This is a genomic window from Pantoea sp. DY-15 (assembly GCF_019795935.1).
GTDB lineage: Bacteria > Pseudomonadota > Gammaproteobacteria > Enterobacterales > Enterobacteriaceae > Pantoea > Pantoea leporis.
The window spans coordinates 866,479-882,147 of the sequence record NZ_JAIMIF010000001.1 but is presented as its reverse complement, the minus strand read 5'-3'; the positions used below and the strand labels follow the sequence as shown (position 1 = coordinate 882,147).

Annotated in this window: 14 protein-coding genes; 2 read left to right on the top strand and 12 right to left on the bottom strand. The window is 54.5% G+C overall.

Annotation, left to right across the window (positions count from 1 at the left end; translation table 11 throughout):
• Window positions 1-803 precede the first annotated feature (803 nt).
• A complete protein-coding gene (locus K5Y32_RS04255) occupies window positions 804-1,880 on the top strand; it encodes a porin (RefSeq protein WP_304623893.1) in 1,077 nt (358 codons plus the stop codon).
• 90 nt (window positions 1,881-1,970) lie between these two features.
• Here the strand turns inward: K5Y32_RS04255 and K5Y32_RS04250 are convergent, their stop codons facing one another.
• From K5Y32_RS04250 to K5Y32_RS04220, 7 genes are all read right to left on the bottom strand, one after another.
• On the bottom strand, window positions 1,971-3,407 hold the full coding sequence (locus K5Y32_RS04250) for a YchO/YchP family invasin (RefSeq protein ID WP_222181872.1): 1,437 nt from the start codon (window positions 3,405-3,407) through the stop codon (window positions 1,971-1,973).
• A 213-nt stretch (window positions 3,408-3,620) separates the two neighbouring features.
• Entirely contained in the window at window positions 3,621-4,418 is a 798-nt protein-coding gene (locus K5Y32_RS04245) for a glucose 1-dehydrogenase (RefSeq protein ID WP_222181871.1), read from the bottom strand.
• Between the two features lie 11 nt (window positions 4,419-4,429).
• Window positions 4,430-5,497, bottom strand: coding sequence for an ABC transporter permease (locus K5Y32_RS04240; protein WP_101764597.1), 1,068 nt, complete (start codon window positions 5,495-5,497; stop codon window positions 4,430-4,432).
• Window positions 5,498-5,517: 20 nt separating this feature from the next.
• Window positions 5,518-7,038 carry a sugar ABC transporter ATP-binding protein gene (locus tag K5Y32_RS04235; protein WP_101764598.1) on the bottom strand — a complete coding sequence of 507 codons (1,521 nt, stop codon included), beginning with the start codon at window positions 7,036-7,038 and terminating at the stop codon, window positions 5,518-5,520.
• A 9-nt stretch (window positions 7,039-7,047) separates the two neighbouring features.
• Window positions 7,048-7,659, bottom strand: a complete 612-nt coding sequence (locus K5Y32_RS04230; RefSeq protein WP_110865997.1) for a DUF2291 family protein — start codon at window positions 7,657-7,659, stop codon at window positions 7,048-7,050.
• 42 nt (window positions 7,660-7,701) lie between these two features.
• Window positions 7,702-8,637, bottom strand: a complete 936-nt coding sequence (locus K5Y32_RS04225) for a D-ribose ABC transporter substrate-binding protein (protein WP_192233605.1) — start codon at window positions 8,635-8,637, stop codon at window positions 7,702-7,704.
• 63 nt (window positions 8,638-8,700) lie between these two features.
• Window positions 8,701-9,498: a GolD/DthD family dehydrogenase gene (locus K5Y32_RS04220; RefSeq protein WP_222181870.1), complete on the bottom strand. Its 798-nt coding sequence runs from the start codon at window positions 9,496-9,498 to the stop codon at window positions 8,701-8,703.
• Between the two features lie 376 nt (window positions 9,499-9,874).
• On the opposite strand from K5Y32_RS04220, the gene K5Y32_RS04215 reads away from it, so the two are divergent.
• A complete protein-coding gene (locus tag K5Y32_RS04215; protein ID WP_222181869.1) occupies window positions 9,875-10,693 on the top strand; it encodes a DeoR/GlpR family DNA-binding transcription regulator in 819 nt (272 codons plus the stop codon).
• Window positions 10,694-10,766: 73 nt separating this feature from the next.
• Here K5Y32_RS04215 and cheZ read toward each other — a convergent pair whose 3' ends face one another.
• The 5 genes from cheZ to K5Y32_RS04190 all read right to left on the bottom strand — a co-directional run bounded on the left by cheZ (window position 10,767) and on the right by K5Y32_RS04190 (window position 15,548).
• Entirely contained in the window at window positions 10,767-11,408 is a 642-nt protein-coding gene (gene cheZ / locus K5Y32_RS04210) for a protein phosphatase CheZ (RefSeq protein WP_101764603.1), read from the bottom strand.
• Between the two features lie 9 nt (window positions 11,409-11,417).
• Window positions 11,418-11,807: a chemotaxis response regulator CheY gene (gene cheY, locus K5Y32_RS04205; protein WP_008102871.1), complete on the bottom strand. Its 390-nt coding sequence runs from the start codon at window positions 11,805-11,807 to the stop codon at window positions 11,418-11,420.
• 39 nt (window positions 11,808-11,846) lie between these two features.
• Complete coding sequence (locus K5Y32_RS04200; protein ID WP_008102868.1) at window positions 11,847-12,896, bottom strand: chemotaxis response regulator protein-glutamate methylesterase; 1,050 nt, start codon at window positions 12,894-12,896, stop codon at window positions 11,847-11,849.
• Entirely contained in the window at window positions 12,893-13,768 is an 876-nt protein-coding gene (gene cheR / locus K5Y32_RS04195) for a protein-glutamate O-methyltransferase CheR (protein WP_101764604.1), read from the bottom strand. The genes K5Y32_RS04200 and cheR overlap by 4 nt, the downstream gene beginning before the upstream one ends.
• A gap of 103 nt (window positions 13,769-13,871) precedes the next feature.
• Window positions 13,872-15,548, bottom strand: a complete 1,677-nt coding sequence (locus K5Y32_RS04190) for a methyl-accepting chemotaxis protein (RefSeq protein ID WP_137385648.1) — start codon at window positions 15,546-15,548, stop codon at window positions 13,872-13,874.
• Between the last annotated feature and the right edge of the window lie 121 nt (window positions 15,549-15,669).

The window sequence follows — 15,669 nt, the reverse complement described above, 5'->3', positions numbered from 1 at the left end:
TGTATATTGCAGATAGCGTGCCAGCCAGCCGCAAAAATGCATAACCGTCTTATCACTACGTAATATCAATAAGTTAACGGGTACTGATATTCACTTTAATTGCATAAAAAGTGAATATCAGTCTGATGCAGGCTGAATAGCAGTAATTTATTTAGCGGATTTATGCATCGGCAAAATGAAATATTGCTTTTGTGATCGGGCAGGAAATATTTCGCCAAATTAATGCGATAAACGCACTTTTTTGGGGCGCAATGTGCCTGATTGGTGCAGGAAAGTGTTAGCGCGGTGCAAATTTAGCATGGAGTGAATTAATCAGGTTTTAACATTTTCCTCGCGGGATTGAATATTATTTCACCAGTTCGTTGTTAAGCTAAGAGGTAAATAACATTTTGTGACCAAGGTTATTATCAGAACAGAAATAAAAGGACACAAAGCCATGAAGCCGATAATTACCCTGCTAATGATTAGTTGGATTCAGATATTTGCTATTGAACAATAATGCATAGGCTTGTGCTATTTCACGAACAAGCTACTTACTTTATTTACGCATCTTTAATTTTAAAATTATTCAATAAAATCATATTTATAAATATTAAATTCAGCATCTCCCCTTATGTTTTATGGATAAGTTTAACCAATACAAAATTCCACATAATGGAATTTAAGATTAAAAATCACACAAAAAGTTAACGAGAAATATTTGGTTACATATATTGCACTGTCGATCTTGAACCTTTTGTGTCATTTTCTTTTCACCCCGCAGATGGGGACAAAATTAAAAAATATCACAGGGTAAAAATTAAATGATGAAGCGCTCCTTACTGGCAGCAGTGATGCCTTTACTGCTGGGACTTTCTTCGGCTCAGGCCGCCGAAATCTATAACAAAGATGGCAACAAGCTGGACCTGACTGGCAAAATTAACGTCTCGCATCTGTTCTCCGATAACGAAGGGTCAAATGGTGATACCTCGTCTTATACCCGTATTGGTTTTAAAGGCGAAACCAAGATCAACGATCAACTGACCGGCTACGGTCAATGGCAATATCAGTACAGCCTGAGCAACTCTGAAGGCAGTAGCGATGCAAACAACGGTAACAGAACCCGTCTGGGCTTTGCCGGTTTGAAGTTTGGTCAATTTGGCTCGATCGATTACGGTCGTAACTACGGTCTGATTTATGATGTGCTGGGTTACACCGATATGCTGCCCTTCTTCGGTGGCGATCAAGGTTACTCTGATGGGTTCCTGTCCAGCCGCTCTGGTGGCGTGCTGACCTGGCGCAACAAAGATTTCTTCGGTCTGGTGAAAGGCTGGAACGTTGCCGCTCAGTACGAAGGTAAAAACGATCGTAACAATGCAGACATTGCGGTTCGTCGTTCAAACGGTGATGGTTTCGCGCTCTCCACTTCTTATGACTTCGATTTCGGTCTGAGCCTGGTTGGCGCTTACGCTAGCCTGGATCGTACCAATACGCAGAACCAGGCCTTACATGGCGAAGGCGAGAAAGCACAGCACTGGACTGCGGGCCTGAAATACGATGCGAACCAGATTTACCTGGCAACCATGTACGGCGAAACGCTCAACGCAACCCCAATCACTGGTGGCTTTGCTAACAAAGCCGTTAACTTTGAAGCCGTTGCGCAGTATCAGTTCATTAACGGACTGCGTCCTTCAATCGGCTATGTTTCATCGAAAGGCAAAGAGATTGAAAATATTGGTGATGTCGATCTCACCAAATACGTCGCTGTAGGTGGAACCTACTACTTCAACAAAAACATGTCTGTGTATGCTGAATACAAGATCAACCTGTTGAAAGATAACAATGCGTTGGGCATCGCTTCTGATGATGTCACTGCTGTGGGTCTGATTTACCAGTTCTAAGTGGCAATACCCTCATGGCTATTCGGCTAGTGTCGGCTGAATATGCGCAAAGGGCAGCGAAAGCTGCCCTTTTTTATTGGTACGCGGTAATTACGGCGCCATCAAATCAAAGCGATTATCATCGCCCTGATCCAGTGAGAACGGCGGTTGCAATTGCAGGACAATTTCGTTCGAAGTGACGCGATTCTGTTTGCTGTCTTCTAACACCACCGATAAGCGATAACTGTTGCGCGCGCCCGGCGAGCTATCCCACGCGGGCAGGATCACGCTCCAACCCTGTGGATCGTTGGGATTGGCACCCGGCGTCAGGCTCAGCGCCTGCGTATCGCCCTGCCACATCACTTTAGTGATTGGGTTGGTGCTACGGATCTGCAATTTCAGCGGCAAGCTTTCTCCGCCATTCAGCTGCCACGGTGGCGTGGCAAGAAACACCGACAGCGTTTTACGCTGGCGATATTCCAGCACCGGCGTATAGCTGCGCGTCACGTTATCGTAGCGACTGCCGCGCAGCGAGTGCGCCGCCGCTACGTTATCCGGACTCAACTGCTGGCTGAGCGCCACGCCAAAACGATAGTTGAGGCGCAATCCGAGCTGATCCTGGCTCTCACCGCTGTCGCTGGTTTTGTGGCTGGCGGATAAGGTCACCAGCGGTACCGGCGTGTAAGTGACACCAAAGGTCAACGCCGACGGATTGTGGTAGCGATTGCCGGAGCTAAACAGATCGACGTTATCGCCAAGATATTGCTGCCAGCTCACCGACGCACCGAGCTGACGATACTGCGGCAAATAGCCTTGGGTGGTGAAATCGTAGCCGCGCGCCATACGCTGCTGCTGGAAAGGATTGCGATCCTGCCAACCTGAGAGCGGCGTATAGTAGTTGGCGGAGAAGCGCAGATAATCGCCCCATGCTTCGGTCCCCAGCGAAGCGCGCTGTAGGCCACTGCTAAACATGCGATCGACAAAGCCGTTATAGCCCAACTGCCATTTGCCCGCCATCCAGCGCTGGCCGAGACCCACATTGCCCACCAAACCATCATCGGTTTGATGAAAGCCAACCTGACTGAAGGTGAGATAGCGATAGTTATCCGCCCACGGCGTCAGCAACGAGGCGCCGCTGCCGGTAAAGTTGCCGTCGAGATCCACGTTGAAGTCGATCTGTGCGTTGCCATACGGCGATAGCAAGGACTGCCCTTCATTAACCAGTCGATTTCCCACTTCATCGCGGAAATGATTAAAGGCCCACAGGCCGGCTTGCTGACTTAATGAATTGTCTTCAGTGCTGTTCTGACTGGCTTCGCCAATGCTTTTGGCAATGGTCGCCAGTTTTTTGTTGAACGCTTCCGTTTCATCCTGGTAACCCAAAGCAGGCAACTGATCGGCCATTTTCTGAAAACGTGTGGGATCGCTAAACGGCGCATCGGCGAGTTTAGTGTCAGAAATTAACGCCAGCGCAGGCGCGGATGCGGCAAGTAGTGAAAAACCAGAGAGATAACGCACGCTTTTGAGTGATAACAAAATAGATAACATAGCTAAAAGTAGGGTTCGACCCGGTTCAGAATTAGAGGTGGCTCACAAAACTGCATAAGTCTACCCTAGCATATTCTGATGCAAGTGCCGGAAATGTCTGGTTTCGATTAAGACAATGATGCGTACTTTCGGATTTGTGGGATGCGTATTAGTGCATATCTGGAAAGGAGGTCGCCATCAATGGCGACCTTAAAAACGGTCGGGAATAAAATATCAGGAGAAGATTAACCCGCCATCCACATTGATGGTCTGCCCGGTGATATAGCGCGCATCGTCAGAGGCGAGGAAAGCCACCAATCCGGCGACATCTTGCGGCTGTCCTGCGCGCTTAAGCGGGATATTTTCTACCCACTCCGCCATCAATTCGCCTTTGCCATACTGCTTTTTATCGCTGCTGAGGATCTCGCCCCACACGCGATCGTTGTAGTCCCACATTTCGCTCTCAACAATGCCCGGACAGAAGGCATTCACCGTGATATGCCACGGCGCCAGCTCAAGTGCCAGGCTCTGGGTGATACCGATCACGCCCATCTTGCTGGCGGCATAATGCGGTGTATAAATAAAGCCCTGACGTCCCTGACCGGATGAGGTGTTGATCAGGCTTCCGCTGCCCTGCTTAACCATATATTTCGCCGCTTCGCGGCAGCACAACCACACGCCCGTGGTGTTCACCGCGAGGATCTTCTCGAAGTCACTTTTGGGCATCGCATCGAAACGATCGATGGTGATCACCCCCGCATTCTGAATCGACACATCAATGCTGCCAAAGCGCTCAGCCGCCTGCTGGTAGAGCTGCTGCACCTCCGTTTCATCGGTAACATCGACCTGCAGCGCCAGAACCTCACTGCCAAACTGCTGTTCGATGGCCTGCGCGGTACTGAAGACGCGTTCCGAATTCGACACCATCACCAAACGCGCCCCGTCGCGGGCAAAGCGCGCTGCAATGCCCGCGCCAATGCCGCGGCAGGCGCCGGTAATCACCACCGTCTTTCCACTAAAATCGCGTGTCATATTGCCTCCTGTTATCCATGTGTCGCTTCAGGCAGGGCGGCCGATTGCTGCTTTTTTTCATGTCTGCGCAGCAGCACCACCTTACTTTGTAATTTTTGCTGGAACTGGTCGATCACCACCGCAGTGACAATCACTAAGCCTTTAATCACCATTTGCCAGAAATCGCTGACGCCCATCATCACCATGCCATCGGCGAGGAACACGATAACAAAAGCACCGATAATCGAGCCTGAAACGCGACCGCGTCCGCCCGCGAGCGCCGTGCCGCCTAGCACCGTGGCACCGATGGCGTCCATCTCGAACATGTTGCCGGTCATCGGGTGCGCAGTTTGCAGCTGCGACGCCACAATCAAACCGACCAGCGCGGCGCATAAGCCGGAAAAGGCGTAGACAAACACTTTGACCTTGATGATCGGCACACCCGCCAGGCGCGCCGCCGATTCGTTGCCACCGGTGGCATAGATGTAACGACCCAGCGGTGTTTTACGCGTCAGATACAACCCCAGCAGCAGGAAGCCGAGCATCATCCATATCGGGATATACACGCCCAATATCGAACCCGAACCGAGCAGGGCGAAGCCGGTATTACCCAGTGCTGGCGTGCCGACAAGGTTGGCGTAAGTGCTGCCGTCGTTGAACAGCAGCGCGGCGCCGCGTGCCACGTACATCATGCCGAGCGTACAGATAAACGGCGCTACGCCGAGTCGCGTCACCACCGCGCCATTAATCAATCCCAGCGCCACGCCGAACAGCGCCACCACCAGAATTACCTCGGGCACGTTGAAGAACAGCACATTGCCGCCCCACAGCGGTACGCCGTTGGTGAGCAGCGCACCCGCCACCATGCCGCATATGCCCGCCACCGCCCCCACCGAAAGATCGATGCCGCCAGTCAAAATCACCAGCGTCATGCCGATCGCCAGCAAGCCGGTGATCGCCACATGCTGCGTCATGATCAGCAGGTTGGAGGTGGTGAGAAAGTTAGGCACCATAAAGCTGAAGAAACTCACCACGATCAGTAAGGCAATAAAGGTGCGCGCCTTAAGCAGGTACATGTAGATCAGGTATTTTTGATTCATCGTTTTACTCTCCAGCGGGCTCAATCATGTGGCGTTGAGGCGCTAATCAGGGCTTCGCGCGTGGCCGCCGCGCGCGGTAAATCGGCGGTGATGCGACCATCCGCCATCACCAGAATGCGGTCAGCCAGCGCCATCACTTCATCCAGTTCGGAGGAGGAGAACATCACCGCTAATCCCTGCTGCGCCAGGTTGCCAATCAGGTGATAAACGTCGGTTTTGGCCCCCACATCGATGCCGCGCGTTGGCTCATCCAGCAGCACCACCTGCGGCCCGGTCATCAGGGCTTTGCCCAGCACCACTTTTTGCTGATTGCCGCCGCTTAAGGAGGTGATCGGCAGCTCGGGATCGCTGACCTTGATGGCGAGATGGCCAATCATTTCATCCACACGGCGCTGCTCGTTGTGCGGATTGAGCTTGCGCCAGCAGCGGCGGAAACCCCGCAGGCTGAGATCGCTGAGCGTCATGTTGGCGGTGATCGACATCAGCTGTACCACGCCTTCGGTTTGACGATCTTCCGGCACCAGCGCGATGCCTTTTTTCAGTCGCTGCTGGAAACTGCGCTTCTCCAGCGCTTCGCCGTTCAGACTGACGCTGCCCGACTGACAGTGCATCATGCCAATCAACCCTTTGAACAACTCGGTGCGCCCGGCGCCCAGCAAACCGTAGATGCCAATCACTTCGCCTTTTCGCAGCGAGAAAGAGACATCATTGAGCTTGTAACCGCCGTTTTGATGCAGCGCGGTCAGCCCGTTGACGCTGAGTACCGTTTCACCCTGCGTCGCCGGTTGATAATCGAAGTGTTTCTTCTTGTCACCCACCATCTGCTCGATGATCCACGGAATCGAGGCGTCGCGGACTTCGCGTTCGCTGATGAAGCGTCCGTCGCGGAAGATGGTGATGTGATCGCCAATCTCCATCAGCTCTTCCAGCCGATGTGAGATATAGATAATGGTGACGCCACGCCGTTTAAGCTGGTCGATGACGTTGAACAGCACTTTCACTTCTGACTGGCTGAGCGCGCTGGTCGGTTCATCCATGATCAGCACGCGCGTGTCCTTGGACAGCGCGCGGGCGATCTCCACCAGCTGCTGATGGCCGATACCGAGTTCAGCCAGCGGCGCGTAGGGATCGACATCCAGTTCCAGCCGTTCCAGCAGCGCTTTGGCGAGCGAATATTGATACTTCTCGTTGATCACGCCGCGCTGGAAAAACTCATTGGCCATGAAGATGTTGTCCATCACGTTCATATTGGGAAACAGGTTCAGCTCCTGAAAAATAATGCTGATGCCCTGTTTTTCCGCCTGATGCGTGGAGCTCAGCGACACTGCTGCGCCGTCCAGCAGAATCTCGCCGGATGACGGGATCTCCACGCCCGCCAGCATTTTCATCATGGTGGATTTGCCGGCACCGTTTTCGCCAATCAGCACGTTAACTTTATTGCGATAGACGCGGTAATTGACCTGATCCAGCGCGGTGACGCCGGGATAGATGCGCGACACGTTGCGGGTTTCAATAATCACGTCATGTTGAGGCTGTTGCATATCCGCTCCTTACTGACGTGTAATCGCCGCAGGTGTCACATTCGGCACCTGCTCCGGCGTATCAAAGCTGCTAAACACGCCAGCCAGCTGCACTTTGTCACCCACTTTGGGCTTGAAAGCACTCATCATGTTCGCCGCCTGCTGATTGATGGCACGACTGTAGTCGCCAAACAGCACCTGATCGTTAAAGTCCTGATAGCTGGCACCTTTGTAGGCATCGCGCAACACCGTGCCGGGAAAAATCGGGCCAACCTGTACCGTGACAGTGTCACCGGACACATCTTTCACTGTCATCCGACCGTTACGCGACGTGGTGTTAACCGCCGTGATTTCACCGCTCACGTTGACACTGAACACGCACGGGTTCTCATCCTGACTGCGATAGCCGTAGGTTTTACAAGCGCTATCAAAATCTTTGGCGGATTTCAGCGCATTCAATAACTCGGCCACCGGCTTCGCATCATGTTGAACTTGCGGTACCAGTTTCTGTTGCCACGTTTGGGCAATATTGCCCATTTTGGGATTGGGAGGATTTTTCAGGTCGGCCAGCTCCTGCTGCGACACAATGCGGCAACCGCTAAGGATCACGACAGGAAGCAGTAACCAGAGTCGTCTGTGCATCACATTCTCCTGGGCGCCCGATCTACGGGCGCACCGCATTGATTACGACTTGAAGTTAAAGTCCTGCACGCCTTTGGCGTTGTCTGGCGTAATGAGAATGCCGCGGAACATCACGCGCTGCTTCTCAGGCTTGGTGCCTTTCTGAATAAAGTTGTCGAGGTCGGTCACGCCCTGTGCGGCGATGGCTTGTGCCTGCAGCATCACCGTGGCTTTCAGATCCCCTTTTTCCACCGCGTCACGTTCATCATTGCTGCCGTCAATGCCGACCACGATGACGTCGTTACGGCCTGCCGCTTTCAGAGCTGCAATCGCGCCCAGCGCCACGGGGCCGTTACCGCAGATCACGCCTTTCACATCCGGATGCGCCTGCAGAATGCTGTCCATGATGCGTTTGCCGTCAATCAGCGTGCCTTTGGCATCCTGACGCGCCACGCTTTTCATATCGGGATATTGGTCGAGCACCTGATGGAAGGATTTGGAGCGTGTGACGCAGTTGTTGTCAGCAAGGTTACAGGTGAGTTCCGCGTAGCTGCCCTTTTCCCCCATCTTCTCCACAAACACGTTTGCCACGTCGGAGCCGGCCTGGAAGTTGTTGTGGGTGATCTGCGCCAGCGCCACGTCATCCACCGGGATTTCGCGGTTGATCAGCACCACCGGAATGCCGGCATCTTTGGCTTTTTTAATCGCGGCGACGCTGGCGGTGGAGTCGGCGTTATCCAGCACGATGCCCTGCACCTTTTTGCCGATGGCGGCATCAATCAGTTCACTTTGCTTTTTCACATCTTCGCCATGCGACAGCACGCTGGTTTTATAGCCCAGCTCCTGCGCTTTAAGGTTGGCACCTTTGGCTTCGGAGGCGTAATACGGATTATCCAGCGAGTTCACCAGAATCATGATGGTGCCTTTATCGGCAGCGAAACTGGCTTGGGAGATCAGGCAACTGGCAATGGCAGTTAACAGCAGGGTACGTTTTTTCATGGTGAGGTTCTCTCATTGTTATAGTGGGTCACGCAGGGTCAGCCGTTCTGGTGTTGGCGCGGCTTACCAGATGGTAAAGCCACCGTCGATCATCAAATCTGCGCCGGTGATCATGTCGCTGCCGTTGCTGGCGAAGAACAGCACCGCGGCGGCGATTTCGTCGGTATAGGCAAAGCGTCCCAGCGGGATCAGCTTTTTCATCTGCTCGCCCTTCTCGCCGCGCCAGGCTTTTTCACCCATCGGCGTCAGCACCACGGTGGGCGATAAGGTATTGACGTTGATGCGATAGGGAGCGAACTCTTTGGCCATCACTTTGGTCATGCCGAGCAGACCGGCTTTGGCGGAGGTGTAGGCAACGTGGTTATCAATAGCGATGGAAGCGGCCTGCGATGCGATGTTGATGATTTTGCCGCCGTTACCGGCGCGCACCATGCGTTTACCGGCCGCCTGCGAGCAGAGGAAAGGCCCGGTGAGATTGACGTCGATCTGCTTTTGCCACTCGGCAAAATCGGTTTCTAACACCGGTTGCAACATCACGTAGCCCGCGCAGTTCACCAGGATATCAATCTGACCGTAATGCTGTTCGACGCGCTCAAATGCCGCTTCAACCGACGCCGGGTCGGTCACGTCGCAGCACACCAGCAGCACGCGATCGGCAGCAAATTGATCCTGCACGCCCGCCACTTTGTCGCTTTCGAATGGCGGATAGAGCAGCGCCAGCCGTGCGCCCTTCTCCAGCAGCATGGCGTTACTGGCCATCGCAATCCCGCCCAGCCCGCCGGTGACCACCGCCACTTTGCCAGTTAAATCCTGCTCAATGTTCACGCCGTAGCGCAGGTTAACGTCATATTCCCCACTCATCGTCTCTCTCCATAATGGTGTACGGCGGCGCTGGTTATTGCTGGCCGGGTTATCGTTTTTACAAATATCATTTTCGAACAAAAATATAAGCTATCGATTAATAATGGTTTGTGGAGGAGATCAAATTTCATACAAATTGCAGCAATAAAAATTATCTTCATGATTTTGTTGAATTTGCAAAATTCGCCGCGTTCAGGACATGGAGCGAGCTGCTGACGGCTTTCTGCGAAATCAATCGCATAGCAAATGATGATTTTCATTCGAAAATGAATGTTTCTGGAAGCTGCCTCGCAAATGCCCAAAACGCAGAGTAAAATCAGCTCGGGTTTCCTTATTGGCGAAACCCGACCGTGAATGGAAAGAGGGAGCATTTCGATTGAAAAGCAAAACTGAGCAGCTGGCAGATATGCAGCAGCGCCGTGAGAAGATTCTGGAGATGATCCGCGAAGACGGCACCGTCACGGTTAAAGCGCTGACCGATACCTTCGGCCTGACCGAAGCCACCATTCGCACCGACTTGCGCATGTTGCAGCAAGAGGGGCACGTACAGCGTTATCACGGCGGCGCCACGCTGATGACCGGCAAGCAGAATACCGGCGCGATGTTGCTGGAGCGTCAAACACATCTGGAAGAAAAACAGGCGATTGGCCGCCTTGCCGCGCAGCATGTGGAAAATGGCGACACGGTGATTTTCGATTCCGGCACCACCACCACGGCGATTGCCGAGGCGATCAGCCATATTCGTCGTTTATCGGTGATCACCACGGCGGTGAATATCGCGCTGAAGCTGGGTGGCGAGCCGGGTATCAATATTTTGCTGACCGGTGGCACTTTTAAGTTCCCGACGCTTTCGACTTCAGGTGAGAAAGCCGCCTCGTTTTTCGAAAACGTGCTGGCGGAGAAGCTGTTTCTTGCCACAGCCTGTATCTCGCCGCGTCTCGGTTTGAGCTTTCCCAGCGAGACCGATATCAAGGTGAAAATGGCGATGATCAAGTCAGCCAGCAGCGTGTATGTGGTGGCGGATTCCAGCAAGATCGATAAGGTGTCGATGTTCGCGCTGCCGTGCGACTGGAGCCATATTCACTATCTGATTACCGATAGCGGCATTTCTCCGGCGCAGGTCGCGGCGTTTGAGGCGTTAGGTGTGCAGGTGTTGGTGGCGCAGTTGGCGTTGGCGCAGAAGCGCGCGGTGTAAAACCAGGTGGGCATAAATGCCCACCCTACGCGGTTTTGTAGGGTCGGCATTCATGCCGACCGCTCGCAAACCGTTAAAACCCTAAGCTATCCAGCAGGTCATCAACCTGATCCTGGTTCGCCACCACGCCGGGTGCATTGGCGTGGATCTGCGGACCGTTCAGCAGGCTGTTGCCCTCTTTACGCGCCGCGGCGTTAGCTTCTGGCATATTCTCCAGCAGCACCATCAACAGCTGACGCTCGATCTCCTGGATCACATCCATCATGCGCTTGATCACCTGACCGGTCAGGTCCTGGAAATCCTGCGCCATCATGATTTCGAGCAACTGCTTATTGGTATACGACGTGTGTCCCGGAACGTCAGTCAGGAACTGGCGCGTATCCGAAACCAACTCGCGCGCATCTGTCAGTTCAATCGGATTTTCAAACCACGCATCCCAACGGCCTTTCAGCTGGTTGGCGCCGGCTTCCATTTGGTCCTGGTGTGGCTGCGCTGCTTCAACGCAGTTCAACGCACGTTCTGCCGCTTGCGCCGTCATTTGCACAACATAATCCAGACGATCGCGCGCATCAGGAATCGCTTCCGCCGCTTCAGCAATTGCCTGGTCTAACCCCAGCTCACGCAAACTGTCACGCAACATGCGCGTCAGTGAGCCGATGCGGGTAATAATGTCGTGTGCCGAGGCTTCTTCGGTTGATTTCGGAAGGTCGCTCATCACATCTCCTTACATACCCAGTTTTTCGAATATTTTGCCTAACTTCTCTTCCAGCGTGGCCGCCGTGAACGGCTTCACCACGTAGCCGCTGGCGCCCGCCTGCGCGGCCGCGATGATATTCTCTTTCTTCGCTTCCGCGGTCACCATCAGCACCGGCAGTTTGTTCAGCGTGGCGTCAGCACGGATGGTTTGCAGCAGCTCCAGACCGTCCATGTTCGGCATGTTCCAGTCGGAAACCACGAAATCAAAGCCACCGGCACGCAGTTTGGTCAGCGCATCGACGCCATCTTCTGCTTCTTCAACGTTATTGAATCCAAGCTCTTTCAGCAGGTTACGGACAATACGACGCATCGTATTGAAGTCATCCACCACCAAAAAGCGCATATTTTTATCAGCCATATCTACTCCCGTGTTGTCTCGTCCAGCAGGACGGGCTCGTTAAATTCGCAATGCCTGTCCGGCGCTAATTTTCGCCAGCATGTGCTGACTGATGTGGCCTAAATCGACCACTTCACTGGTGCCGCCCATCGCAATCGCTTCGCGCGGCATACCAAATACCACGCAGCTGGCTTCATCCTGCGCGATGGTCCAGGCGCCCGCGCGATGCATTTCCAGCATCCCGGCCGCGCCGTCGTTACCCATCCCGGTCAGAATCACACCCACCGCATTTCGTCCTGCGTGCACCGCCACCGAACGGAACAGCACATCCACCGATGGCTTGTGTCGGTTCACTGGCGGACCGTCATTCAGTTTCACCACATAGTTGGCCCCGCTTCGGCCCAGCTCCATGTGCATGGCGCCCGGCGCGATATAGGCGTGGCCGGGCAGAATACGCTCGCCGTCTTCCGCTTCTTTCACGGTGATTTGGCACAATTTATTCAGACGCTCGGCAAACGAGCGCGTAAAACCTGGCGGCATATGCTGGGTAATCAGCAGCGCCGGGCTGGTCGCCGGCAGCGGCTGCAGCACATGGCGAATCGCCTCGGTGCCGCCGGTGGAAGAGCCGATGGCGATCAGCTTTTCACTGCTCAGCAACGGGCCGGCTTTCAACGTGACCGGCATCGGCGTGGAGGCACGCACATGCAGCTTGGCGCGCGCGGCGGCGCGGATCTTGTCAGCAATCATCTGGCTATACGCCAGCATGCCTTCGCGGATGCCGAGCTGTGGCTTGGTGACAAAATCCACCGCACCCAACTCCAGCGCGCGCAGCGTCACTTCTGAACCTTTACCGGTCAGCGAGGAGACCATCACCACCGGCATCGGACGCAGGCGCATCAGCTTCTCGAGGAAATCGAGGCCATCCATGCGCGGCATCTCCACATCCAGCGTCAATACCTGCGGGTTGTACTGTTTGATTAAATCCCGCGCCACCAGCGGATCGGGCGCACTCGCGACCATCTCCATATCGGGATGGCTGTTGATGATTTCTGTCATCAACTGTCGCATCAGCGCAGAGTCATCCACGCACATCACGGTGATTTTGCTCATCGTCTTTCCTTGCTCAGTCCATAGACTGTCTGTCCACGCAGCCAGAACTCTTTGCTGATCTGACTAAAGTTCTCTGAATGCCCGGCAAACAGCAGACCGCCGGGTTTCAGCAGAGGCACGAAACGGCGCAGAATCTGTTCCTGCGTCTCTTTATCGAAATAGATCATCACGTTGCGACAGAAAATTGCGTCGAACGGACCCGGCAACGCCCAGTCGTGTGCCAGTAAATTCAGTTGCGTATAGTTCACCATGTTGGCGAGGTCGGAACGCACACGCACCATGCCTTCATGCGGACCGGTGCCGCGCAGGAAAAAGCGCTGCAGCTGCGACTGCGATAGCGTACGTAGCTCTTCCTGGCGATACACGCCGGCCACGGCTTTCTCGAGCACCTGGGTATCGATATCGCTGGCGTGGACCTGGAATTTACCCGGACCGGTGCCCAGCGTTTCCGCCAGCGTCATGGCGATGGAGTACGGCTCTTCGCCGGTTGAGGCGGCGGTGCTCCACACGCTGTAGTTACCCGTGCGCTTACGCGCATGATCCGCGAGGATCGGGAAGTGATGCGCCTCGCGGAAGAAAGAGGTCAGATTGGTGGTCAGCGCGTTAATAAACGCCTGCCACTCCGCACTGTTTTGGTCTTGCTCCAGCAGCGCCAGATAGCGGCCAAAGTCATCAATATTCAGCATGCGCAGACGACGCACTAAACGGTTGTAAACCATCTCGCGTTTGTGATCGGCCAGCACAATGCCCGCGCGCTGATAGATCAGCTGGCTAATGCGACGAAAATGCGTATCTGAGAGCGGTAACCGCTGCACCATTTGCGAGAGCAGCGTGGTCGCTTCACTTTGATCCAATAACGTCGATTTCTTCATTTCAGGTCACCCGGCAACAAACTGTTTAAATTGTGATACTGCGGTTGCTACTGTGCTGCCAGTCGCGCCATTCTCATGGGCCGCCTTGCGGCGGCCACAAGGATTAAAAGGTTTCCCAGTTATCGTCAGTGCTACGTGCGCCTGCCGGTGCCAGTGCTTTTGGCGTGCCGGAACGCAAATTTTTTGCCGCTGTAGATACGTTAACGGCCTGAACGACAAATTCTTTACCGATATTGAACACCGCAACCGACTGTTTCAGTCGGCTGGCCTGATCTTCCAGCGCGGCCGCCGCCGTTGCCGACTCTTCGACCAGCGCGGCGTTCTGCTGCGTCACGCGATCCATCTCGTTCACCGCCAGACCGACCTGATCGATACCACGGCTCTGCTCGTCCGACGCCGAGGCGATTTCGCCCATGATGTCGGTGACCCGCGTGACCGCATTCACGATGTTGGTCATGGTTTCCCCGGCGCTCTCCACCAGCACGGAACCGGTGTTGACACGGCTGACCGAATCCTCGATCAATCCTTTAATCTCTTTCGCCGCCTGCGCGCTGCGCTGTGCCAGACTGCGCACCTCGCCCGCTACCACGGCAAATCCACGTCCCTGCTCACCGGCGCGTGCCGCTTCTACCGCAGCGTTCAGTGCGAGGATATTGGTCTGGAAGGCAATGCCGTCGATCACGCTGATGATGTCAGCGATTTTCTTCGAGCTGCCGGTGATCTCTTTCATGGTAGTCACCACGCCATCCACCACTTTGCCGCCCTGCTGCGCGGTCTCCGAGGCGGTGAGCGCCAGCTGTGACGCCTGACGGGCATTTTCGGCGTTCTGCTTCACGGTGGCGGTTAACTGCTCCATGCTGGCAGCGGTCTCTTCCAGCGAAGCCGCTTGCTGCTCGGTACGCGAGGAGAGATCGTTGTTGCCCATGGCGATTTCACTCGCACCGGTGTAGATCGCATCGGAACCGTCACGCACGGTACGCACCGTCCGCGCCAGCTCTTGCTGCATCTCTTGCACCGAGGTGAGCAGCTCGCCCATCTCGTTGCGCACCGTGATCTCCACCTGCTGCGTCAAATCGCCACGCGCGATGTGACGAATGTGCTCGATGCTGTGCTTTAGCGGACGGATCAGCACCGTACGCATGCCGCTCCACACCAGCGCAATCACCAGCAAGGTCACCAGCAGCGTGCCGACCACCAGCATGATGGATTGGTTATACGCCGCCTCATTGGCTGCAATGCCCTGATTGGCGAGCACAATGTTGTAGCTCAACCATTCGTTGTAATCCTTAGCAAACTTGTCCTGGAATCCCTGCGTCGGCTGATCGACAAATCCTTTGAAATTTCCACTACTGAGGAAATCAATCAACTCACCCAATGCTCCGCGATAGGCGTTGTAGTTGGCCTGTAGCGTCAGCACGTTCTCGGCCTTTTTGCCCTTTTCAGACAGGTTGGCGTTAAATTCGGCAAAACCCTCATCAGCGTGCTTCAACTCCTCACTCGCCAGCGCCACCAGATCTTTCACGGTTGCGCCTGAGCCAGCCTGCTGACTGTCCAGCAGGTAACGGATCCCCGCACGGTTCAGCGTGTTACGCGCCTGAACCAGCGATACCCATGAGGTGCCCATTGCCCGCTGCAGCGTGCTAAGACGCTGGTTATAGGCAAAATTTTCTTTATCGGCTTTGACCGTGGAGTAGAACACTCCACCGGAGAACAGCTGCAGTAAGGCAAACAGCGCCAGCACGCACAGCAGGCCGGATACAACACGAATACGACTAAACATAAACACCTCATTGGTTGGCGGATCGCCTCTGTTATCGGCTTTTCTGAGGGGATCTTTATGTGTGTTCGCAGGGGTTGGACCAGCGGGGGGTTGATGGGTGCTCGCTGTCCCTCACCCTAAC